Origin of the sequence: Caenimonas terrae, from assembly GCF_042655405.1 — a bacterium.
GTDB lineage: Bacteria > Pseudomonadota > Gammaproteobacteria > Burkholderiales > Burkholderiaceae_C > Ramlibacter > Ramlibacter terrae_A.
In genome coordinates, this window is sequence record NZ_JBHSMF010000006.1 from 1,354,041 (window position 1) to 1,374,914 (window position 20,874).

The 20,874-nt window shown below is 69.9% G+C and carries 24 protein-coding genes; 9 read left to right on the forward strand and 15 right to left on the reverse strand.

Translation table 11 applies throughout. The features are described from left to right. Entirely contained in the window at window positions 1–891 is an 891-nt protein-coding gene (locus ACFPOE_RS13420) for a LysR family transcriptional regulator (RefSeq protein WP_376850590.1), read from the reverse strand. A 69-nt stretch (window positions 892–960) separates the two neighbouring features. Between ACFPOE_RS13420 and ACFPOE_RS13425 the strand changes: the two genes are divergently transcribed. Genes ACFPOE_RS13425 through ACFPOE_RS13450 form a run of 6 tightly spaced genes read left to right on the forward strand, consistent with a single transcriptional unit; the run spans window position 961 to window position 5,573 of the window. Beyond that, window positions 961–1,824 (forward strand): amidohydrolase family protein, encoded by an 864-nt coding sequence (locus tag ACFPOE_RS13425; protein WP_376850591.1) that lies wholly within the window; start codon window positions 961–963, stop codon window positions 1,822–1,824. Beyond that, on the forward strand, window positions 1,821–2,648 hold the full coding sequence (locus ACFPOE_RS13430; RefSeq protein WP_376850592.1) for an SDR family NAD(P)-dependent oxidoreductase: 828 nt from the start codon (window positions 1,821–1,823) through the stop codon (window positions 2,646–2,648). The genes ACFPOE_RS13425 and ACFPOE_RS13430 overlap by 4 nt, the downstream gene beginning before the upstream one ends. A 23-nt stretch (window positions 2,649–2,671) precedes the next feature. Further along, entirely contained in the window at window positions 2,672–3,649 is a 978-nt protein-coding gene (locus tag ACFPOE_RS13435; protein WP_376850593.1) for a Bug family tripartite tricarboxylate transporter substrate binding protein, read from the forward strand. A 1-nt stretch (window position 3,650) separates the two neighbouring features. Beyond that, on the forward strand, window positions 3,651–4,169 hold the full coding sequence (locus ACFPOE_RS13440) for a carboxymuconolactone decarboxylase family protein (protein ID WP_376850594.1): 519 nt from the start codon (window positions 3,651–3,653) through the stop codon (window positions 4,167–4,169). Between the two features lie 2 nt (window positions 4,170–4,171). Next, window positions 4,172–4,756 carry a hypothetical protein gene (locus ACFPOE_RS13445; RefSeq protein ID WP_376850595.1) on the forward strand — a complete coding sequence of 195 codons (585 nt, stop codon included), beginning with the start codon at window positions 4,172–4,174 and terminating at the stop codon, window positions 4,754–4,756. Window positions 4,757–4,814: 58 nt separating this feature from the next. Next, the gene (locus ACFPOE_RS13450; RefSeq protein ID WP_376850596.1) at window positions 4,815–5,573 is read left to right on the forward strand and encodes a carbonic anhydrase; all 759 of its coding nucleotides are present in this window, start codon (window positions 4,815–4,817) and stop codon (window positions 5,571–5,573) included. Here the strand turns inward: ACFPOE_RS13450 and ACFPOE_RS13455 are convergent. Continuing rightward, entirely contained in the window at window positions 5,570–7,639 is a 2,070-nt protein-coding gene (locus ACFPOE_RS13455) for a TonB-dependent receptor (protein ID WP_376850597.1), read from the reverse strand. The two genes, ACFPOE_RS13450 and ACFPOE_RS13455, sit on opposite strands and share 4 nt — an antisense overlap. A 73-nt stretch (window positions 7,640–7,712) precedes the next feature. Here ACFPOE_RS13455 and ACFPOE_RS13460 point away from each other — a divergent pair, with 73 nt between their 5' ends. Continuing rightward, the gene (locus tag ACFPOE_RS13460) at window positions 7,713–8,111 is read left to right on the forward strand and encodes a hypothetical protein (RefSeq protein WP_376850598.1); all 399 of its coding nucleotides are present in this window, start codon (window positions 7,713–7,715) and stop codon (window positions 8,109–8,111) included. Between the two features lie 45 nt (window positions 8,112–8,156). Here the strand turns inward: ACFPOE_RS13460 and ACFPOE_RS13465 are convergent, their stop codons facing one another. The 10 genes from ACFPOE_RS13465 to ACFPOE_RS13510 all read right to left on the reverse strand — a co-directional run bounded on the left by ACFPOE_RS13465 (window position 8,157) and on the right by ACFPOE_RS13510 (window position 17,890). Then, on the reverse strand, window positions 8,157–8,948 hold the full coding sequence (locus tag ACFPOE_RS13465) for an HpcH/HpaI aldolase family protein (RefSeq protein ID WP_376850599.1): 792 nt from the start codon (window positions 8,946–8,948) through the stop codon (window positions 8,157–8,159). A gap of 74 nt (window positions 8,949–9,022) precedes the next feature. Beyond that, window positions 9,023–9,799: a calcium-binding protein gene (locus ACFPOE_RS13470; protein WP_376850600.1), complete on the reverse strand. Its 777-nt coding sequence runs from the start codon at window positions 9,797–9,799 to the stop codon at window positions 9,023–9,025. Between the two features lies 1 nt (window position 9,800). Then, window positions 9,801–10,259, reverse strand: coding sequence for a hypothetical protein (locus ACFPOE_RS13475; RefSeq protein WP_376850601.1), 459 nt, complete (start codon window positions 10,257–10,259; stop codon window positions 9,801–9,803). A gap of 142 nt (window positions 10,260–10,401) precedes the next feature. Beyond that, entirely contained in the window at window positions 10,402–11,208 is an 807-nt protein-coding gene (locus ACFPOE_RS13480; RefSeq protein ID WP_376850602.1) for an ABC transporter transmembrane domain-containing protein, read from the reverse strand. 277 nt (window positions 11,209–11,485) lie between these two features. Then, on the reverse strand, window positions 11,486–12,460 hold the full coding sequence (locus tag ACFPOE_RS13485; RefSeq protein WP_376850603.1) for a Bug family tripartite tricarboxylate transporter substrate binding protein: 975 nt from the start codon (window positions 12,458–12,460) through the stop codon (window positions 11,486–11,488). Then, window positions 12,457–13,986 carry a bifunctional 3-(3-hydroxy-phenyl)propionate/3-hydroxycinnamic acid hydroxylase gene (locus tag ACFPOE_RS13490; RefSeq protein ID WP_376850604.1) on the reverse strand — a complete coding sequence of 510 codons (1,530 nt, stop codon included), beginning with the start codon at window positions 13,984–13,986 and terminating at the stop codon, window positions 12,457–12,459. The genes ACFPOE_RS13485 and ACFPOE_RS13490 overlap by 4 nt, the downstream gene beginning before the upstream one ends. 76 nt (window positions 13,987–14,062) lie before the next feature. Continuing rightward, window positions 14,063–14,908, reverse strand: a complete 846-nt coding sequence (locus ACFPOE_RS13495) for a fumarylacetoacetate hydrolase family protein (protein ID WP_376850605.1) — start codon at window positions 14,906–14,908, stop codon at window positions 14,063–14,065. A 20-nt stretch (window positions 14,909–14,928) separates the two neighbouring features. Then, window positions 14,929–15,870: a VOC family protein gene (locus ACFPOE_RS13500; RefSeq protein ID WP_376850606.1), complete on the reverse strand. Its 942-nt coding sequence runs from the start codon at window positions 15,868–15,870 to the stop codon at window positions 14,929–14,931. After that, the gene (locus ACFPOE_RS13505) at window positions 15,867–16,862 is read right to left on the reverse strand and encodes a Bug family tripartite tricarboxylate transporter substrate binding protein (protein ID WP_376850607.1); all 996 of its coding nucleotides are present in this window, start codon (window positions 16,860–16,862) and stop codon (window positions 15,867–15,869) included. Before ACFPOE_RS13505 ends, ACFPOE_RS13500 begins: the two co-directional genes overlap by 4 nt. Beyond that, window positions 16,859–17,890, reverse strand: a complete 1,032-nt coding sequence (locus ACFPOE_RS13510; RefSeq protein ID WP_376850608.1) for an amidohydrolase family protein — start codon at window positions 17,888–17,890, stop codon at window positions 16,859–16,861. Before ACFPOE_RS13510 ends, ACFPOE_RS13505 begins: the two co-directional genes overlap by 4 nt. 98 nt (window positions 17,891–17,988) lie before the next feature. On the opposite strand from ACFPOE_RS13510, the gene ACFPOE_RS13515 reads away from it, so the two are divergent. Further along, window positions 17,989–18,915 (forward strand): LysR family transcriptional regulator, encoded by a 927-nt coding sequence (locus tag ACFPOE_RS13515; RefSeq protein ID WP_376850609.1) that lies wholly within the window; start codon window positions 17,989–17,991, stop codon window positions 18,913–18,915. On the opposite strand, the gene ACFPOE_RS13520 is transcribed toward ACFPOE_RS13515, so the two are convergent. From ACFPOE_RS13520 to ACFPOE_RS13530, 3 genes are read right to left on the reverse strand one after another with little or no spacing between them, the layout of a single operon-like run. Then, complete coding sequence (locus ACFPOE_RS13520; protein ID WP_376850610.1) at window positions 18,878–19,747, reverse strand: 5'-3' exonuclease; 870 nt, start codon at window positions 19,745–19,747, stop codon at window positions 18,878–18,880. The genes ACFPOE_RS13515 and ACFPOE_RS13520 overlap by 38 nt on opposite strands. A gap of 15 nt (window positions 19,748–19,762) precedes the next feature. Further along, on the reverse strand, window positions 19,763–20,020 hold the full coding sequence (locus tag ACFPOE_RS13525) for a helix-turn-helix domain-containing protein (protein ID WP_376850611.1): 258 nt from the start codon (window positions 20,018–20,020) through the stop codon (window positions 19,763–19,765). Between the two features lie 46 nt (window positions 20,021–20,066). Further along, entirely contained in the window at window positions 20,067–20,675 is a 609-nt protein-coding gene (locus tag ACFPOE_RS13530; RefSeq protein WP_376850612.1) for a 3-keto-disaccharide hydrolase, read from the reverse strand. Between ACFPOE_RS13530 and ACFPOE_RS13535 the strand changes: the two genes are divergently transcribed. Continuing rightward, window positions 20,668–20,874, forward strand: a 207-nt coding sequence (locus ACFPOE_RS13535; RefSeq protein WP_376850613.1) for a hypothetical protein, incomplete at its 3' end; no start/stop codon positions are given. The two genes, ACFPOE_RS13530 and ACFPOE_RS13535, sit on opposite strands and share 8 nt — an antisense overlap.

Sequence of the window (20,874 nt, forward strand, 5' to 3'; positions counted from 1 at the left end):
TCAGCCGCTGCCGTATTCCTGCAGCGCCAGCCGGCGCAGCAGGTCGGCCGCGTGGCGGGTCGGCCGGGTCGCCGGCCGCGCCTTCGGCTGCACCAGCACCACCCGGTTGCGGATGGCGGGCGAGTGGATCGGCGCCGTATACAGCGGCTGCGCGTAGGTCCACAGGCGCGTCGCGCTGACCGGCAGCACGCTGTGCGAGACGCCGCGTGCCACCAGCGACAGCACCGTCTGCACCGAATCGACCTCGGCCACGATGTTCAGGCGCAGGCCGCGCGGGCGCGCCTGCTGCTCCAGCAGCTGGCGCAGCGCGTTGGGCGAGCTGGGCATCACCAGCGGCAGGGCCGCGACATCGGCCAGCTTCAGCCGCGCCGGCAGCGGCGCGGGGCCGACCACCACCAGCGGCTCGCGCGCCAGCGTCTCCTGCACCAGCTGCGGCGACGGCGCCGGGTCGAACAGGATCGCCATGTCCAGCGAGCCGGCCACCAGCCATTCGCGCAGCCGGATGCTGAGCGCCTCCACCACCGTGACCTGCGCATCCGGAAAGCGGGCGCGGAACTGCTCCACCAGGTCGGCGCTCAGCACGTGCGCCACCCGCGGCGGCAGGCCGATGGTGACGCGCCCGGCCGGGCTGGCCTGGCGCTCGCGCAGTTCGGCGTGGGCGCGGTCGGCCAGCTCGAAGATCGCGCGGGCGTGCGTCAGCAGGCCCAGCCCGGCCTCGTTGGCCTCGGCACCGCGGCCGGTGCGCACCAGCAGGCGCTGGCCGACCTCTTCCTCCAGCAGCAGCACCTGGCGGCTGAGCGCCGGCTGCGACATGTGCAGCACCGCGGCCGCCCGGCTGAAGCTGCCGGCTTCCACCACCGAGACGAAATAGCGCAGCCGGGCAAGGTCCATGCGATGCATTCTACGAATAGCTGGTATGCGCCAACCAACGGGCGGCGGCGCCGAGAATGGACCCTGCCCATGGACACCATCCTCACCTACGATCCCGAGCCGCGGCCGCCGCAGCTCAAGCTGCCGGCCGGTGCCTGCGACGCCCACGTCCACGTGTTCGGGCCGGCCACGCGCTTCCCGTATGCGGCCAACCGTCCCTACACGCCGGTCGACGCGCCCAAGGAAAAGCTGTTCGCGCTGCACCGGCTGCTGGGCATCGAGCGCTGCGTGATCGTCCAGTCCACCATGCACGGCCTGGACAACCGGGTGGTGGAGGACGCGATCGCCGCCGGCGGCGGCCGCTACCTGGGGGTGGCGCTGGTGCCGGTCGACGTGCCGGACGAGGAGCTGGCCCGGCTGGCGGCGGCCGGCTTTCGCGGGGTGCGCTTCAATTTCTCCGCCCACCTGCCGGCCACTGCGCATCCGGCGCAGCTGCCGGACTTCAGCCGCCGGCTGGCGGCCCACCGCCTGCACCTGCAGGTCCATTTCGACAGTGTGCTGGTCCACACGCTGGCGGCGCCGCTGGCGCAATGCGCGGTCAGCGTGGTGATCGACCACATGGGCCGGGTCGATGCCGCGCTGGGGCCGCACCACCGCGACTTCGCCGCGCTGCATGCGCTGCTGCAGCACCCGCACTGCCACGTGAAGGTCAGCGGCTGCGACCGGGTGGCCAGCCCGCCGCCCTATGCGGACGGCGTCGCCCTGGCGCGGCTGCTGCTGCAGGATTTCCCGACCCGCTGCGTCTGGGGCACCGACTGGCCCCATCCCAACCACACGCACGTTCCCGACGACGCGCAACTGGTGGACCTGCTGCAGGAGATCGCGCCCGATCCGGCGGCGCGCCAACGGCTGCTGGTCGACAACCCGCAGGCGCTCTACCGCTTTCCCGCATGACAGCGCCCGACTTCCACTACAGCGCCTGCGGCCGGCTGCGGGGCCGCGTCGCGCTGGTCACCGGCGCCGGCTCGGTCGGCCCCGGCTGGGGCAACGGCCGCGCGATCGCGGTGCGCTTTGCCGAGGAAGGCGCGCTGGTGTTCGGCACCGACCGCGATCCCGCCCGCCTGGTGGAAACCACCGACCGCATCGGCGCCGCCGGCGGCACGATCGCCACGGCCGGCTGCGACGTCACCAGCAGCGACTCGGTCGCCGCGATGGTGGCACAGTGCATCGAGCGCTTCGGCCGGATCGACGTGCTGGTCAACAACGTCGGCGGCTCGGCCCGGGGCGGCCCGGTGGAGATGGACGAAGCGGTCTGGGACAACCAGGTGGACCAGAACCTCAAGAGCGTGTTCCTGGCCTGCAAGCACGTGCTGCCGCACATGCTGGCCCAGGGCGGCGGCGCCATCGTCAACATCTCATCGACCTCGGGGCTGCGCTGGACCGGCGCCGCCCAGATCGCGTACGCGTCGACCAAGGCCGGCGTGATCCAGTTCTCGCGCGCGCTGGCCGTGCAGTACGCGGGCCAGGGCATCCGCGTCAACACCGTGGTGCCCGGCCAGCTGCACACGCCGATGGTGGAGGCGCGGCTGGCCGGCCAGCGTGCCGGCGGCGACGTGGACGCACTGCTCAAGCAGCGGCAGTCGCGCATCCCGCTGCCGTTCATGGGCGACGGCCGCGACACCGCGGCGGCCGCCCTGTTCCTGGCCTCGGACGAGGCGCGCTTCATCACCGGCGCCGAACTGGTGGTCGACGGCGGCATGTCGGTGCGCTGCGACTGAAGAACGCGAACCAAAGGACCCCCATGACAACAACTTCCCTTTCCCGCCGCCTGCTGCTGGGCGCCATCGCCATCGGCTGCGCCCTGGCCACGCCCGCGTTCGCGCAGGGCGGCAAGACCACCCGGCTGGTGATCGCCTTCCCGCCCGGCGGGCCGGTGGACTTCGTCGGCCGCACCATCGGCGAGGCGCTGGGCCGCGAGCTGGGCCAGCAGGTGATCGTCGAGAACCGGGCCGGCGCCAACGGCGCGATCGCTGCGGAATACGTGTCGCGCTCGGCGCCCGACGGCCAGGTGCTGTGGCTCAGCAGCGTGGGCGCGGTGGCGATCAACCCGGCGCTGTACGACAAGCTGCCCTACGACCCGGCGCGCGACCTCACGCCGGTCTCCCTGGTGGTGCGCAACGTGGAGGTGCTGGTGGTGCCGGCCAACGCGCCGTACAACACCGGCGCCGAGTTCATCGCCGCCGCCAGGCGCAGCCCGCAGCCGCTGACGCTGGCCTCCTCGGGCACCGGCAGCGTGCCGCACCTGGCGATGGAGCTGCTGGGCGAGGTCTCGAAGACGCCCTTGCTGCACGTGCCGTACAAGGGCGCGGCGCCGGCCATCACCGACGTGATCGCCGGCCATGTCAACGGCTTCTTCGGCGACATCCCGGGCCTGGTGTCCTTCATCAAGGCCGGCAAGCTCAAGCCGATCGGCATCGCCGCGGCGCACCGCCATCCGCTGCTGCCGGACGTCAAGACCTTCGACGAGATGGGCATGCCGGGTGTCGACTCGGACAACTGGTATGGACTGTTCGCCGCCAAGGGCACGCCGGCCGCCGAGGTGGAGCGCGTCAACCGGGCGCTGCGCAAGGCGCTGGACGACGAGGGCGTGAAGGCCAAGCTGCTGGCCTCCGGTGCGCAGCCGGCCGCCTCCTCGCCGGCGGAATTGTCGGCACTGATGAAGTCGGACCTGGCCAAGTGGACGCGCGTGATCAAGGCCAACAAGATCAAGCCGGACTAGCATGCGCATCGAGCCTATCGTCCCCGGCAGCCGGCCCGAGCTGGCCGCCCTGGAAGCGCAGATCGTGGCCGAGCGCGGCCGGATCTCGCCGCTGTACCAGGTGCTGCTGCACAGCCCGCCGCTGGCCCATGGCTGGGAGCAGATGCTGTCGGCCGTGCGCAACCGCAACAGCCTGCCGGCCGGACTGCGCGAGCTGCTGATCCTGCGGGTGGCGGTGCTCAACGACGCCCCCTATGAATTCGAGGCCCACGTGCCGCACGCGCTGCAGGCCGGCGTTGCGCAGCAGACCATCGCCGCGATGCGCGAGCAGCCGCTGCCAGCGCAGCTGGCGCTGAGCGAGGCCGAGCGCGCCGCGCTCGACTACGCCGACGCGATGACCGGCGCCATTGCGGTGCCCGATGCGCTGTTCGCCCGCGTGCGGCAGCACTACCAGGGCCAGCAACTGGTGGACCTGACGGCCACGGTGGCTGCCTACAACATGGTTTCGCGCTTCCTCGAAGCGCTGCAGATTGGACATTGAACATGAACGACGTCTCCGACTGGATGCTGGTGCAAGCCGGCCTTGACGATGGCAGCGGCCTGCTGGCGGGCGCCAGCGCCTTCTGCGCGCAGCAGGGATGGACGCTGCACCGGGCCGCCTGGTCGGCCGGGCAGCGCCTGGCCCATGTGTATGCCCGCACGCCGGCCGGCACGGCCGCGACGGCGGCGGCGGCCGACGCCTTTGCCCGCCACTGCAGCGGCGCCAGCCAGGTGCGGCTGTCGCCGCTGGAACCGGTGTTCGACGTTCCCGGCGCATCGGCGGGCGAGGCGCCCGGCTTCCACTACGTGGTCGAGATGGATCCCGAGGCCGGCTGGATGGACGAGATCAGCCGCTGGTATGACGTGGAGCACATGCCCGGCCTGGCCGCCGTGCCGGGCTGCATCCGGGCGCTGCGCTTCCTCAACAAGGGCCACGGCCCGCTGTCGCTGGCCTGCTACGACCTGGTGACGCCTGCGGCGCTCGCCGTGCCGGCCTGGCTGGCGGTACGCGGCAGCGCCTGGAGCGACATCACGCGGCCGCACTTCACCAACACCCGGCGCACGATGTTCGAGGTGCCGCAGCACTGACGGCTTTCAATTCGCGGCCGGCTTGCCTAGGATGGAGCATCCACTTCGGGGGAACTCCATGGCCCGTCCGTCCCGCGTGCGCCGATCGATCGCCTGTTGCCTGCTCGCCGCGGCTGCCCTCACCGGCGCCGCCAGGGCGGACCAGCCGCAGTGGGGCTACCAGGGCCGGCATGGCGCCCAGGCCTGGGGCGACCTGGCGCCCGGCTTCGCCACCTGCAAGACCGGCCGGCATCAGGCGCCGATCGACATCCGCGATGCCGATACCACCAAGGCAGCCTTGCCCGAGATCCGGTTCGGGTACATGCCGGCGCGCGGCCGGATGGTCAACAACGGCCACACCATCCAGGTCAACATGCCGCCGGCCGGCGGCATCGGCCTGGCCGACGGCGAGTACCAGCTGACGCAGTACCACTTCCACGCTCCCAGCGAAGAGAGGATCAACGGCCGGCGCTATGCGATGGGGGTCCACCTGGTCCATCGCGACGCGCAGGGCAAGCTGGCGGTCGTCGCGGTGCTGATGCGCCTGGGCAAGGAGAACCAGGCGCTCAAGCCGCTGTTCGCCAGGCTGCCCGCCAGGCCCGGCGACAAGGTGACGCTGCCCCTGCTCAACCCGATCGCGATGCTGCCGCCGGACCGCGGCTACTACCGCTTCACCGGCTCGCTCACCACCCCGCCGTGCAGCGAGGAGGTGAGCTGGCAGGTGCTCAAGCAGCCGGTGGAAATCTCCGCGGCGCAGCTGCACGCCTTCCGCCGGCTCTATCCCATGAACGCGCGGCCGATCCAGCCGCGCAACGGCCGGACCATCGAGTCGGACTAGAAGCGCTGCGACAGGCTGAAGCGGAACGTGCGCGCCTCGATCGGGTGGAAGTGGACGTCGGCCACCGGAGCGGCCTCGCCGCGCAGCTGCGAGGCGTAGAAGTAGTCGATCGCGGAGGTCTTGCGGTTCGTGAGGTTGTAGCCTTCCAGCTCGATCGTCGTGTTCTTGCCGACCCGGTAGCCGATGCGGCCGTTCCAGGTCAGCGTGCTGGCAGAGCGCACGCTGTTGTCCTCGACCAGCGGCCGCGGGCCGAAATAGCGCAGCTGGAGCGCGCCGAAGTACGGCCCCAACTTGTCGAGCGCCAGCGCCAGCGAAGCGACACCCTCCACCGCGCCGGGAATGCGGTCGCCGGCCGCCTCGCCGCCGCGAAAGCGCGCCCTCGCGAACGCCAGGTCGGCGTCGATCGTCAGCCACCGGCTGGCGCGGTAGTAGTTGCTCAACTCGAAGCCGACCCGCCGGCTGGCGCGGCCCGCTTCCGTGGTGCCGGCGTCGCCGACAAACACCAGCTCGGAGGCGACGTCCAGCCGGTACAGCGAGAACGTCGACTGCACGCCCGGAATGAATTCGCTGCGCACGCCCAGCTCGATGCCGCGCGATCCCACCAGCGGCGTCACCTTGTCGGCCGGCGCGCCGGTGCCGGGTTCGACCGAGATGGTCGTGCCGCGCGCATCGTTGCTGTGGAAGCCGCTGCCGGCGCTGGCGTAGAACTCGGTCTTGTTCCAGGGCCCGAAGATCAGGTTGAGCTTGGGGCTGACCCGGCCGTCCGTGCTGCGGCCGGAATTGGCCGCGAGGTCGCTGCGCACGTCGAAGCGGAAGAAATCGGCGCGGGCGCCGGCCACAGTGCGGAACTTCGGCGTCCAGCGGGTGGTGTTCTGCAGGTAGGCGCCGACGCTGCTTTCCAGGATGTGGTCCTGCCGCGCGGTGGACAGCAGCTGCTGCGCCCGGGTGTGCTGCAGGGCGTTGAAGATGTTGTCGTGCTGCAGCTGCAGGCCGACCGTGCTCTCGGACTCCTTGCCGAACCAGGGCGTGTCCCAGGTGTGGCTGGCGTCCAGCCCGGTGGTGACGCGGGCGTCGGGCTGGGCGAACTGGTCGCCGTTGACCGGGTCGTCCATGAAATAGGTGAAGTCGGAAAACAGCCTGAGCGTGTTGCGGATCACGTAGGCGTTGACCTGCGTGGAGGACGTGCCCTGGCTGCGCGCCCACGCGCCCGACAGGCTGTAGCGCTGCGACGCGCCGCCGTCGGTCTGGTCGATCGCGTCGAAGCGGCTCGCCAGCGTGCCGTCGGCCAGCGCGCGCTGCGGAATCTGGTCCGTCGCGTGCCAGCGGGCGCTGTACGCCATCGCCGTGACATTGAAGCCGTTGCCCCGACTGCCTTCGCTGTAGCGCAGCACGCCATTGAGCTTGCGGTAGGCGTCTGGCACCACGAAGGGACCGTCGTTGTGGAACAGCTCCAGCGCGTACAGCAGGTTGCCATCCCCGAGCCTGGGCGAGTCGGCAATGAAGCTGCGGGCGTAGCCGTTGCCGCCCAGGCCGATGCTGGCAACGCCCTGCTCCAGCTTGTTGACATACGAGACGTGGACGGCGCCGGCGGCGGCGAAGTCGCCCTCCGCCGCATAGAACGGACCCTTGCGATACTCCAGCAGGTCCACCAGCTCCGGCATCAGGAAGTTCAGGTCGCTCCAGCCCTGGCCGTGGGCGTGGCTGCGCTGGTTCACCGGCATGGCGTCGATGCTGGTGCGCAGGTCCGTGCCGTGGTCGAGGTTGAAACCGCGCAGGTAGAACTGGTTGGCCTTGCCCTCGCCGCTGTGCTGGCTCACCACCAGTCCTGGCGTCGCCTCCAGCACCTCGCCTGGCCGGTAGACCGTGCGTGCTTCAAGCTGCGCGCGCGTGACGATGCCGGTGTTGGCGGTCTCGGCACTTTCCAGCAGGCTGCTGCGCGAGCCCTGGATCAACACCGGCGCCAGGGCACTTGTGGTCGCGGGTTCGGGCTGGGGCTGGGGCTGGGCGAATGCGGCGGGGCAGGCCATGGCGGCGGCCACGGCCAGGGCGATCTTGGCGGGTGTCATCGGTTGGTGTCCCGCTGAGACGCAGGATGTGGGGCTTCCGATTATCGTCGGCGTCGACGGCCGACAATGGCGCATGAGCGATTCATCCCTTCCCCTGCTGGACGCCGCCGGCCTGCTGCGGCTGGCCGCTGCCGCTGCGCCCTCCCCCTGCCCGCGCTGCGCCGCGATTTCGGCGCGCGGCTGGGAGTCCCTGCCCGGCGGCTTCGACCGCAATGCCCTCAGGCCGGTGGGCACCCTGCGCCGTCCCGGCGACGAGGACCCGACGCTGCAGGAGCACCATCCCGCCGGCACCAACGCCTGGTCGCCCGATGCGCCGGTCGCGCCGGCGTTCTTCCCCTACAACCGCTGCGAGGTGTGGGAATGCGCGGGCTGCGGGCGGCCGTTCCTGCGCTACACCGAATACGGCGGCTATTACATCGAGGAGCGGATCCGGCCGCTGGATGCGGCGCTGGTGGTGGACGCCGGCCCGTGATGCCGGATGAGTCGACGGCGGCACCGGCCGGCCGCGCGGCCAGGTTCAGTAACTGCCGCCGGCGGCCTTGGGCACCTGGCCGGAACGCATCTTCGCCATGATCTGCTGGGCGCCGGCCGCGATCAGGCGCGCATCGGAACTCACGGTGATGAACTGGTAGCCCATGGCCTGGCGCCGGATGGCGGAATCGGTGCCGGCGTTGTGGATGCCGGCCACCACGCCGTGGTGCCTGGCCCGCGCGATGATGTGCTCGATGGCCTGCGCCGCCTTCGGGTCCACGTCGTCCAGCGTCGGCGTGCAGCCCAGCGACAGCGACAGGTCCGACGGGCCGATGTAGATCGCGTCCAGCCCCTCGACCGACAGGATGTCGTCCAGGTTGTCCAGCGCCTGCGCCGTCTCGATCATGGCGAAGGTGACGATGGTGTCGTTGGCCTTCTGCGGATAGTCGGCGCCGCCGTACAGCAGCGCGCGGACCGGGCCGAAACTGCGCACGCCGCGCGGCGCGTAGTGCGTCCACGCCACCAGCTTCTGCGCGTCCTCGCGGGTGTTGACCATCGGGCAGATGATGCCGTAGGCGCCGGCGTCCAGCGCCTTCATCAGGATGCCCGGCTCCAGCCAGGGGACGCGCACCACCGGCACCGTGTCGGTGGTGGAGATGGCCTGCAGCATGCCGACCATCTGCTGGTAGTCGACCACGCCGTGCTGCATGTCGATGGTCAGCGAGTCCCAGCCCTGGTGGGCCATGGTCTCGGCAGCAAAGCCGTTCGGGATAGCCAGCCAGCCGTTGACGGCGGTGCCGCCCGAGGTCCAGATGTGGCGAAGGCGGTTCTCTCTCATTGCGGTGCTCCTGGGGGCGGCGCCGGCGCGCCGAAAGCCAGATGGTAGTCCAGCGCCGGCAGCACCTCTTCCGCTCAATGCCAGTTGGCCGCGATCACGCTGTTCAGGCTGTCCTGGTAGTTCTGCGGCAGCGTGGTCTGGCCAGCGGCGGGCGGCGCGAAACTGGCCATCGCCTGCACCAGGTTCTGCACGTCGCTCGCAAGCAGCGTCTTGTTGCCATCCACCTTGAACTGCTCCAGCTGGTGCGACGAGCCGAGATACCAGTCGGTGACCGTCATCGCATCAGACGTGCCGATTACCTTGACTTCCAGGTTGTCGCCAATCCGCTGGAACCACAGCTGGCCCGATGCCACACCGCCGTCGAAGATTGCCACATCCGTCTCCGTGGCTGCGTCGTTCTCCACCACGGTGTCATGGCCGTCGCCCCGGGTGAACGTATAGGTGTCGGAGCCCGCGCCGCCGATGAGCCGGTCGTCGCCGAGGAGCCCGTCCAGCACGTCATTGCCCGCCCCGCCTTCGAGCAAGTCCGCACCTGCAGTGCCGGTGAGGCTGTCGGCACCGGCTGTTCCCACGCCCTGCTCCACTTGAGCCGCGGTCCACTGTGTGCCATCGGCGAACACCACCTTCTCGATCTTGTTGAAGATCGTGCCGTCGAACCAGTTCTTCACCGTGACGCTGTCGGCGCCGCCGTTGAGCGTGAACACCATGTCGTTGCCGACGCGGCTGTCCTGCGTCTGATTGTCCCAGAAGTCCGGAGTCATGTTCAAGCTCGTGCCGAACAAATATCCGGAGAGCTGGTTCGCGTAGCTCGAGATAATTTCTTGATCGTTAATGGTCAGTGCGGATGACATGTCAATCTCCCATTCTGGATTTAAGTTTTAGCCAAATTGCTTGAAGAAGCAGCTGTAGTCCGACAAAGAAGAGCAAGGTCAGAAAGAAGTAAAAAATGTCGTTTTGTGTCCAGCACCCGTCACACAACGCGATCACTGGAAACGCCGCCCAGCCAACCGGTATGAAAAGAAGAGCTACGACGAACTGCCAGGTGGGAGTGCGGTTGATACGCTCACGGTCCTCCGTGCTCGTACCGAAAAGCGCCAGTGCAGGCGCTACGAGAAGAAAGACGCAGGTGGCAGTTAGGAACAGTGCCATCCGATATCGGACGAAGGCAGAGCCAGATTCGTCCGCCGGAAAGAACGCCCGCAGGACATGGTCGACCGACTCGGGATAGCTGTTGGTCAACAACACTGTCAATCCCAAAGTGGCGAGATAGATCAAGAAGATTCCCACCACGCTAAATTTGGCGGTTTTCATCGGTGGAGTCCTCCAAACGGACGTTCGATTCGTCTCGAGTTCGCGGCCTGAAGGTTTCCGGTCTTGATCTCGGCCGTCAAGTTCATTCCCGGGCCCAGGCGGATCTCTTTGCCGTCGACACTGATGGCCCTATCCTGCAGCGTCACCGTTGCGGGAAGCTGCGGATGTTCTCCAGCTCCCTCACCCGGGCCACGGAGTCGCCAACCCGCCGAGCCTGGAAGTACGCCAGCGGAAGCTGCACCAGGTGGCGGAACAGGCGAGACCCCAGCTCCACATCGATGCGGCTGGTGGTGTGGCTGAACACGTAGCTGCGCAAAGCGTTCAGCACGCTCTCGAACACCACGACAACAACAAGTCCCGTCACCAGGACATCCAGCGTGGTCAGGCCGCGGTGGACCAGCACCTTGTCCATCACCACCTGGAAGAACAGCGGGCTCACCAGGGCGAACAGCTGGAGGAACAGCGAGATCAGGAGCACTTCGCCCAGCAACCTGCGGTACTTGACCATGCTGGGGACGAACCAGGAGAAGTCGAACTTCGCCAGCTCGCCGACCAGGTTGGCCCGGCTGGTAACCAGGATCATCTCGCCTGTCCATTGCGACGCGAAGACTTCGACGGACTCGATGACGGGCTGCGGCTGTGCGCTGCCGGGCCGCTGCAGCAGGACACGGCTGCCGTCGCACTGGGCCAGCACCACCATCGTTTCCTCGCCGGCGCCGTCGCGCAGGACCGCGATGGCGGGAAGGGGTGTGAGGGCAAGGCGGTCCTGCGTCGTGCGCGACAGCCTCGCCTTCAGGCCGAGCGTCTTGGCGGCGCGCAGGATGTCGTCCTTGCTCACGCGCTCTGCCGGCGCCAGGCCAAGCTGGTGGGCCAGGGTTGCCGGGTCGGCAGCAACCTGGTGAAAGCGCGCAATCAGGCAGAGCGATGCCAGTGCAGCAGGCGGCTGCACTGTCGGCTCCGCCGCGGTGTTGGTTGGGGTGTTGCCTGGTGACACAGGCAACCGACCGGTTGAAGACTCCACTTCACTCCCTTAACGCAAACTGACCAAAGCAATTTGAGATGGAAGTTACGTGATCGGCCGCTCCTCATGTTGCTCTTCAGGCAGCGAGTTCCTGAAGTCAAGCCCTTGTCCTACGAACTTTTCGCCATGATGAGCCACGGGCCTCCTCTATTCGGAGGATGGCCGATGGCTCACTACGCGCCGGAGCCTCCCCTCCCAACGCCCCTCACTCCGGCAGGATGCCGATGTCTCGCGTCAACGCCGCCCAGCGCGTGTGCTCCGCCTGCAGGAAGGCGCCCATCTGCTCGGACGTGCCCGCGCCCTCGGTGATCGGACCGATCGCCAGCAGCCGCGCCGCCATCTCCTTGTCCAGCAGCACCGCGTCGAGGTCGCGGTTGAAGCGCTGGATTGCCGCCGCCGGCGTGCCCACCGGCGCGACGATGCCGACCCAGCCGGCGTAGTCGAAATTGGGCAGCACGTCGGCGATCGGCGGCACGCTCTCCCAGCCCGCGACCCGCTTGGCCGTGGTGACGGCCAGCGGCCGCAGCCGTCCGGCCTTGACCATCTGCGCCACCGAGGGCACGTCGCTGATGATGGCCTCGGTCTGGCCGCCGACCGTGTCGGTGACGGCGGCGCCGACCGAGACGTAGGGCACCGAATTGACCTGGATGCCCAGCTGCGAGCTGAGCAGGCGCGTCATCATCCCGCTGAAGGTCTTGGGTCCTTCGTTGGCCACCGCCAGCCGGCCCGGATTGGCCTTGGCCGCAGCGATGAAGTCCTGCAGGGTCTTGAGCGGCGAACTGGCGTTCACGCACAGCGCGAACGGCACCTTGCCGATCATCCCGACCGGCACGAAGTCCCGCTTCGGGTCGTAAGGCAGGTTCTTGAACAGATAGGCGTTGGTCACCAGCGCCGCGGCCGTCGCGAAATAGAAGGTGTAGCCGTCGGCCGGTGCCCGCGCCGCGGCCTGGGCGCCGATGGCGTTCTGGCCGCCCGGCCGGTTCTCGATCACGATGCCCTGGCCCCACTTCCTGGACAGCGGCTCGGTGATCATGCGCGCCATGGCGTCGGGCCCGGAGCCCGAAGGCTGCGACAGCACCAGCTTGATCGGCCGTTCCGGCCAGCCCTGGGCCTGCCCGAGTCCGTGCCAGCCGGCCAGCGCCGCGCCGGCGGCCGAAAGGGTGAATGTCCTGCGTTTCATGCCTTGTCTCCTGAGTTGATCTGTGCCGCCAGCGCCTGCATCTGGCGCGCCAGGGAAGCGGCGTCCTGCGCCACGCCCCAGACATAGTGGTCGGGCCGCACGATGGCGGCGTTGCAGTCGTGGTGCGCGAACCAGCGCGCGGCGACGCCGTCGGCCTCGCGGAATTCGGCCGAGCCGATCGGCACGAAGCGCAGGCCCGGCGCGCTGGCGCTGCCGGCTCCGGCAGTCACCACGCGCCAGCCGCGGCCGGCCAGTTCGTCCATCCGTTGCTTGCGGCCGTCGCGCAGGATCCACGGCTGCGGGAAGATCGTGCCCACCGCCGGATGCGCTTCCGGCGACAGCAGTCCCTGCGCCAGCGCCGGCTGCACGTTCTGGCGCGGCTGCGACTGCACCTGCCCGCCGCATTCCTGCAGCAGGCGGGCATCGCGCTCGCGCGCCCTGGCCAGGTCGCGCTGGCCGACGATCTGGCCGATCGCCTTGATCCGCGTCGTCAGCTCGGTCACATGCGCCTTGCGTTCGACGCCGTAGGTCTCCAGCAGCGCGTCGCCGGCCTTGCCGTGCAGCACCGCTTCCAGCTTCCAGGCCAGGTTGGCGGCGTCGCGGATGCCCTGGCACATGCCCTGGCCCAGGAACGGCGGCTGCTGGTGCGCGGCATCGCCGGCGATGAAGACGCGGCCGGCGCGCCAGCGGTCCGCCACCAGCGCATGGAAGCGGTAGCTGGCCTGGCGCCACAGCACGGCGTCGTCCGGCGTGAGCCAGCGCGCCAGCAGCTTCCAGGTGCCCTCGGGCGTGGCGACCTGCTTCGGGTCCTCGTCCTCGTTCAGGGCGATCTCCCAGCGCCGGTGGTTCTTCGGGCCGACCAGGTAGGTGGTGGGCCGCTGCGGCTCGCACACCTGCATGCTCACCTTGGGCAGCTTCGCCAGCCCGCGCTCGTTGGCCAGCACGTCCACCACCAGCCAGGGCTGGTCGAAGCCCAGGTCCTGCAAGTCGATGCCGGCCAGCGCGCGCACCGTGCTCGAGGCGCCGTCGCAGCCGATCGCGTAGCGCGCCTTCAGCTCGCGCTGCGCGCCGTGTTCATCCTGCAGCTGCAGGCGAACGCCGGCGCCGTCCTGCTCCATGCCGGTCAGCGTCGTGCCCAGCACCACGTCGACAGTCCTGAGCGAGCCGACGTGCTCGCGCAGCACCCGTTCCACCTCCGGCTGGCTGAACACCAGCGCCGGGTTGAACCCAAGCGGATAGGGCGGATCGGCCGTGGTGAAGCGCTTGATCAACTGGCCGTCGACGCCGTAGAACTCCGAGGGCGTGAACGGCTCGGTGAACTCCAGCACCTGCTCGGCGATGCCCAGCTGCTGGAACACCCGCATGATCTCGTGGTCCAGCGCGAAGGCGCGCGGCTTGTCGTAGATCTCGCGGCTGCGGTCGCAGACGAAGACCTTCAGCCCCATGCCTCCCAGCAGGCCGGCAGCGACCGCGCCGGTCGGCCCGTAGCCGACGACGGCGACGTCGAAAACATAGTTGGCCCCCACGCTTGTCACTTCGTGTACTGCGCTGCCCCCCGAGGGGGCCTTCGCACCTTGGGGCGGCCCGGCGGTGCTCAACCCATCAGCCTTCGTTGCGGATCGGGGTGCGCAGCACGCCGATCTTCTCGATGTCGATCTCGACGACGTCGCCGTCCTTCATCCACACCGGCGGCGTGCGGGCCTGGCCGACGCCGGCCGGCGTGCCCATGGCGATCACGTCGCCCGGCTCCAGCGTCATGCACTCGGTCAGCAGGACGATCGTTTCCGCCACGCCCCAGATCATGTCGTCGGTGTTCGCGTCCTGCATCACCTGGCCGTTGAGCCGGCTCTGGATCCGCAGCCCGGTGGCGCCCGGCGGCAGTTCGTCGGCCGTCACCAGCAGCGGGCCGAAGGGGCCGGTGCCGTCGAAGTTCTTGCCGATGGTCCACTGGCCGGTCTTCTTCTGGTAGTCGCGCACCGAGATGTCGTTGAAGCAGCTGTAGCCGAACACGCAACTCAACGCGTTCTCGTGCGTCATGTGGCGCGCCTTCTTGCCGATCACCACCGCCAGCTCCGCCTCGTAATCGAGCTTGTCGGAGACGCGCGGCTTGATGCCGGGCTCGCCCTGCGCGATCAGCGACGACGACCCGCGGTAGAAGAACCACGGATAGTCCGGCTTCTCGCGCCCGCCTTCCTTGGCGTGGTCGTAGTAGTTCAGGCCCAGGCAGACCACCTTGTTGGGCCGGGTGACGGGGGCGGCGTACTCGATGCCCTCCAGCGGCGTGCGCGCGGCCGGCGAGGCCAGTGCCGCCTTGGCGGCCGCCATCACGTCCACGCCCTGCATCAGTGCGGCGCCGAGGTCGGACACGCCGGGCAGCTCCACCACGCCCTTGCCGTCGACCACGCCAACGTGCAGCGCGCCCTGCTTGCGGTAACTCACCAGTTTCATCGTTCTCTCCTGTGGATGGGTCAGGCCTTCAGGCCCGACGAAAAGTTGATCTGCCGTTGCGCGTCCTTCAGCCGCGCCGACGGCGGGGCCGAGATGCCCCAGTGGTCGACCCGGCCTTCGGGCCACTTCCAGTCCTGCGGCCCACGCACCGGGTAGCTGTCGTCGATCTGTTCGACGTCGGCCGTGTACTCGATCACGAAGCCGGCCGGGCCGACGAAATAGTTGAAGCTGTTGTTGCCCGGGCCGTGGCGGCCGGGTCCCCATTCGATGCCGTAGCCGGCGTCCTTCATCCGGCCGCCGCCGCGCATCACCGATTCCAGGTCCGGCATGACGAAGGCGATGTGGTTGAGGCAATCGTTGTCGGCGTCGGCCAGCGCGATGCTGTGGTGGTCGCCGCGCGGCTGCGTCGGGATGCGGATGAAGGCCATGATCCTGGTGCGGTCCGACAGCCGCATGCCCAGCGCGTCCTCGTAGAACTTCAGGCCCTGCGCGACGTCATGGCTGTTCAGGACGGCATGGGCCAGCCGGATCGGCTTGTCCCTGTGGCCTGCGACGTCGGCATGGCGCGCGTCGCCGGCGACGATGCGCAGGATGCGGCCCTGCGGATCGCGCACGACGACAGCCTCGCCGCCGCCGGGTTCGGTCACCGGCGCCCGCGGCGCCAGCACTTCGCCGCCATGGGGCGGCACGGCGGCGGCGACGCGATCGAGATCGGCCACGGACGGCGCCCGCAGCGTCACCATGCGGACCTCGGGCTTGTCCGAGGGATGCAGCGACAGCAGGTGATGGTCGGCGCCGGTGCCGCGCAGGTACACCGCATCGCCCTGGCGGGCGGCGACCGAGAGGTTCCACACCCTGGTGAAGAATTGTTCGGCGGCGGGCACGTCGGGCAGGCCGATCTCGACGCTGCGCAGGGAGGACACCAGGGGAGCTGCGGTCTTGGCCATGGCGGATTCGCTCATTCGGGTTGCACGCCGGCGGCGCGGATGGCCTTGCGGTTCTGCTCGATGTCGCGCGCCAGGAACGCGCGGAATTCCTCCGCGCTGCTGGCGGTGGGCACGGCGCCGCTGAGCGCGAAGGAATCGCGCAGCGCCGGCTGCTGCAGCGCAGTCGCCAGCGCCCGCCGCAGTTGCTGCGCCACGGCCGGCGGCAGGCCGCGGGGCGCGACGATGCCGATCCAGCCGGCGAATTCGAAGCCGGTCACGGTGTCGCCGATCGCCGGCAGCGGGCCCAGCGGCTGCGTGCCCCTGGCCATGCTGTGGCCCAGGGCCTTGAGCCGGCCGCCCTTGACCAGGCCCATCGCGGCCGGCGCCGGCGTCAGCGTCCATTGCGTCTCGCCGGACACGACCGAGCCGACCGACTGGCTGCCGCCCTTGTACGGCACGTGCAGCACCTCGAAGCCGGCGGCCGACGCCAGCGCCGCGCCCGCCAGGTGGCTGACCGAGCCGATGCCGGCCGAGGCCATGTTGAACTTGCCGCCCTGCGCCTTGCCGTAGGCGACGAATTCCGCCACGCTGTTGACCGGCAGCGCCGTGTTGACCACCAGCACGTTGGGCAGCACCGCGACCAGCGAGACGAAGTCCAGGTCCTGCAGCGGGTCGTAGCGCACCGCCTTCTGCAGCAGCGGCGCCACGGTGAGCGAGCTGCTCGACGCGACGATCAGCGTGTAGCCGTCCGCCGGAGCCGCCCTGCCGGCCTCGATGCCGAGCGCGCCCGCCGCGCCGGCCCGGTTGTCCACCACCAGCGGCTGGCCCAGCACGGACCCCAGCTGCGCGGCGACGATGCGGCCGATGGTGTCCACCGAACTGCCGGGTGCGTTGGCGACGATCAGCTTGATCGGGTGCGCCGGGTAAGGGCCGGGTGCCTGCGCGAAGGCGGCCGGCGCACAGGCCAGCAGGGCGACCGCGGCCGTGAGATGGCGGCGGCCGATGGCGGCGGCGTGGTGCAGTGTCATTGCTGGAGTCCCAGGAAGCGTTCGGCGTTGGCGCGCACCAGCAGCTCGCAGGTCGCGGCGTCGAAGCCGGCGGCCTCGATCGCTTCGACCGGCGCGTGCTCGTGGAAGTTGAAGGGATAGTCGGTGCCGATCAGCATCTGGCTGGCGCCGTACAGCGAGACCAGGTGCGCCAGCGTCGGCGCGTCGAACACCAGCGTGTCGTAGAACAGCTTGCGCGCCTGCTCGCGCGGCGAGGCCGCGATGCCCTCCTGCAGCGCCGGGAACACGCCCCAGCCCTGCTGCAGCCGCGGCAGCAGCAGGCCGAGCGTGCCGCCGCCGTGGCTGAAGGCGATCCGCAGCCCGGGCCGGCGTTCGATCAGGTTGGTGGTGAGCACCGAGGCGGCCGCCAGCCCCACGTCGGTGGGATAGCCCAGCACCTGCTGCAGCGGCGCCGGGCCCACCAGCCGCTCCATGCCGGCGGGCCGGATCGCGTGGACGAACACCGCGGCGCCCAGCTGCTCGCAGGCCTCGAAGAAGGGATCGAACTGCGGCGCGCCGACCGGCGTGCCGTTGATGTTGCTGCCGACCTCGACGCCGGCCATGCCCAGCGTGTTCACGCAGTAATCGAGCTCGCGCAGTGCCAGCGCCATGTCCTGCAGCGGCACCGCGCCCAGGCCCACCAGCTTGCCGCCGGAGTCCGCCACCATCCGCGCGATCTCCTCGTTGAGGAAGCGCAGCAGCTGCTGGGCGTCGGCCGCCTCCATCCAGTAGGACAGCAGCTCCGGCATCGGCGACACCGCCTGCAGCTCCAGCCCCATCGCCTGCAGGTCCTGCAGCCGCTTGGCCGTGTCCCAGCATTTGTCGGAGACGGTGCGGTAGTTCTTGCCGGCGATCATCACGCTGCGGTGGCACGCGTGCGCGGGTGCCATCGACGGCCAGTCGGCCGGCGCGGCCGCGCCGAGGTAGCGCGGGAAGTTCTCGGGCACGACGTGGGCGTGCGCGTCGATGCCGCACTGGCAACGCAGGCGCGTCGCGGATGGCTGGCTCACCTTGTCTCCTGGCTCTGGCGGGTCTGTTCGGAGAGCGCATTCTGGGTGCCGCCGGCCGATCTGCCCAGGGGATGCGGCGGATACTTAAAATCCATGCCATGGATATTCGAAAAGTCGACCTCAACCTGCTCGTGGTGTTCGACGCGATGGCGCGCCTGCGCAGCGTCAACCGCGCCGCCGAAGCCGTGGGACTGAGCCAGCCGGCCACCAGCGCGGCGCTGGCGCGGCTGCGGCTGCTGTTCGGGGATGCGCTGTTCGTGCGCACGGGCGCCGGCATGAAGCCGACGCCGCGGGCGCTGGAACTGGCCGGGCCGGTGCACCAGGTGGTCGAGACCATCAGCACCGAGATCCTGCAGCAGGCGGCCTTCGACCCGGCGCTGGCGCACCGGCGCTTCACCATCCTGACGCCGGACATCGGCGAGATCGCGTTCTTCCCCCGGGTGCTGCAGCGGCTGCGGCAGGAGGCGCCCAACGTGCGGCTGCAGGCGCTGTCGCTGCCGCGCAAGGCCGCCGCCGAGGCGCTCGAGACCGGCGCCGCCGAACTGGCGGTGGGCTTCTTCCCCGACCTGCAGAAGGCGGGCTACTTCCAGCAGGGGCTGTTCAAGACCTCCTATGCCTGCATCGCCTGCGCGCGCAACACCACGGTGCGCGAGCGCATGACGCTCAGGCAGTTCCTGGCCGCCCGGCACGTCGTGGTGCGGCCCGAAGGGCGCGAGCACACCTTCGACCGGCTGCTGGAAGAGAAGGGGCACCACCGGCGCGTGATGCTGGAGCTGTCCCACTTCATGAGCCTGCTGTCGATCCTGCCTGGCAGCGAGCTGATCGCCACGGTGCCCGACGACATCGCCACCGCCGTGGAGCGGCACATCAAGATCAGGCGCATCGCCCTGCCCCTGCGCCCGCCCCCGATCGAGGTCCAGCAGTTCTGGCACCGCCGGCTGCAGCACGACCCGGCCAACAAGTGGCTGCGCGGGCTGTTCCACGAGGTCAACCGGCGCGAGGCGAACGAGGGCTTGCCGGCCTGACGGACCGCACCTTCGCCTGCGCCGCCAGGCAGCGCTCCAGCAGCTTCGGTGCCTCGACCCGTTCGGTCCAGGCGGCGAAGGACTTGGTGGGGCCGGCCCACCGGAGCTCCTCGACGTCGCCGAAGAGGTCGGCGTCGGTCCTGAGCGTGGCCAGCCGCTTGAACAGCAACGCGGCTTCGCGCTGCTTGCCCAGCACCGTGGCGGGAAAGGAGTCGATCGGCCCGTACTGGTTCAGCAGCCGCGCCGCGCCGACCGCCCCGATCCCGGCAATGCCTGGGTAGCCGTCGGCGGCGTCGCCCACCAGCGCGAGGTAGTCCGGGATCAGGGCCGGCTCGACGCCGAATTTCGCGCGCACTTCGCCGGCGCCGCGGATCTGCTTGCCGCGGCGGTCGACCTGCAGCACGCGCTCATCCCGCACGCATTGGGCCAGGTCCTTGTCGGGCGTCCAGATCAGCACCTTCCGGACCCGCTCGTCTGCATCGGCCAGCCGCGCGGCGGACGCCAGCGCATCGTCGGCCTCCAGTTCCACCATCGGCCAGACCGCCACCCCCATCGCCGCAAGCGCCTGCTCCAGCGGGTGGAACTGGGCCCGCAGCGCGGGCTCGATGCCCTCGCCGGTCTTGTAGCCGGGCCACAGCAGGTTGCGGAAGGACTCGATCACGTGGTCGGTCGCCACCCCGAGATGGGTGGCGTCGTTCTCGATCAGCTCCAGCACCCCGTTCAGGACGCCGACCACCGCACCGAACGGCCGATCCTCTCCCTTGGTGGCGCGGCGCAGGCCGTAGAAATGCCGGAACAGCTCGTAGGTGCCGTCGACGAGGTGGACGATCATTACGTGCAGCCCGGACTAAGCCTGCTGCGGTCCCTGCAGCGCCGCATGGATGCCGTAGAGCGCGAGCAGGCCCAGCACGTGGCCGATCGCGACGCCGGGCTCGCCGGCCTCGATCCGCGCGATGGTCTGCACGTGCACGCCCAGGCGCGCGGCCGCGGCGGCCTGGCCCTCGCCGGCGCCGGTGCGCGCCTGCCTGGCGGCCGCGCCCATGGCGCGGATCGCCTGCAGGGCGGCGCCGTCGATGTCCGGCGAGATGCGTTTGCCTTGGGCCATGCGCGATTGTGCGGCAGCGCACGCCGGCGCTGGCGCGAGGCGGCGCTCAGAGCGGCCGGATCTGCAGCTTGCGGAACCGCACCACGCCGCCGGCGTACTGCAGCCCGATCACGCCGGCGATGTCGCGGGCCTCGCCGGTCTCGGCCGTCTTCACGCCGTTGAGGACCACCGTGAGCCGGCTGCCGCGCGCGGTGATCTCCATGGTGTTCCACTGGCCGCCCGTCTTCGGCACGGGCACGGGCGCCTTCGCCAGCCACACGATCGCGCCGGTGGCGTAGCTCGGGTCGGGGCGCTGGTCGAAGATGTTGGCCTCGTGGCAAGTGCGGTCAGTCATCGGCCGGGCCTCCGTGCAGCGCAGGTAGATGCCGCTGTTGGCGTCCGGGCTGACCCAGAATTCCGCGCGCAGCTCGAAGTCCTTGTAGGCCTGCCGGGTGGTGAGGTAGTGGGTGGGGAGCGCGTCGGGCCGGCGGTCGGCCGCGATCGCATCGGCCTCAGCATGCCAGTTGGCACCGCCCAGCGAGACGAAGTTGTCCATGCCCTGGCCGCCGTCGATGAGCGTCTGCCAGCCCTGCAGCGCGCTGGTCTGCGCGCAGCCCGCCAGCAGTGCGCCGGCGACCAACGCGCTGGCCAAAAGGAACCGGTTGCCGTTGTTCATGCTGCCTCCTGGGGGATGCGGTATTGCACAGACCGCCCGCGCCGCCGTCAACGAGGCAAACCCGCACGCGCAGCCGGCGGCAGCAGCAAAGCAAGAAGGGGCCGAAGCCCCTTTGCGGATGCGAGCGATGGAGCGCTCAACCTTCCGGCAGTGCCACCGGCACGATGGCGTTCCTGGTGCGGCGCAGCTGCAGGAAGAA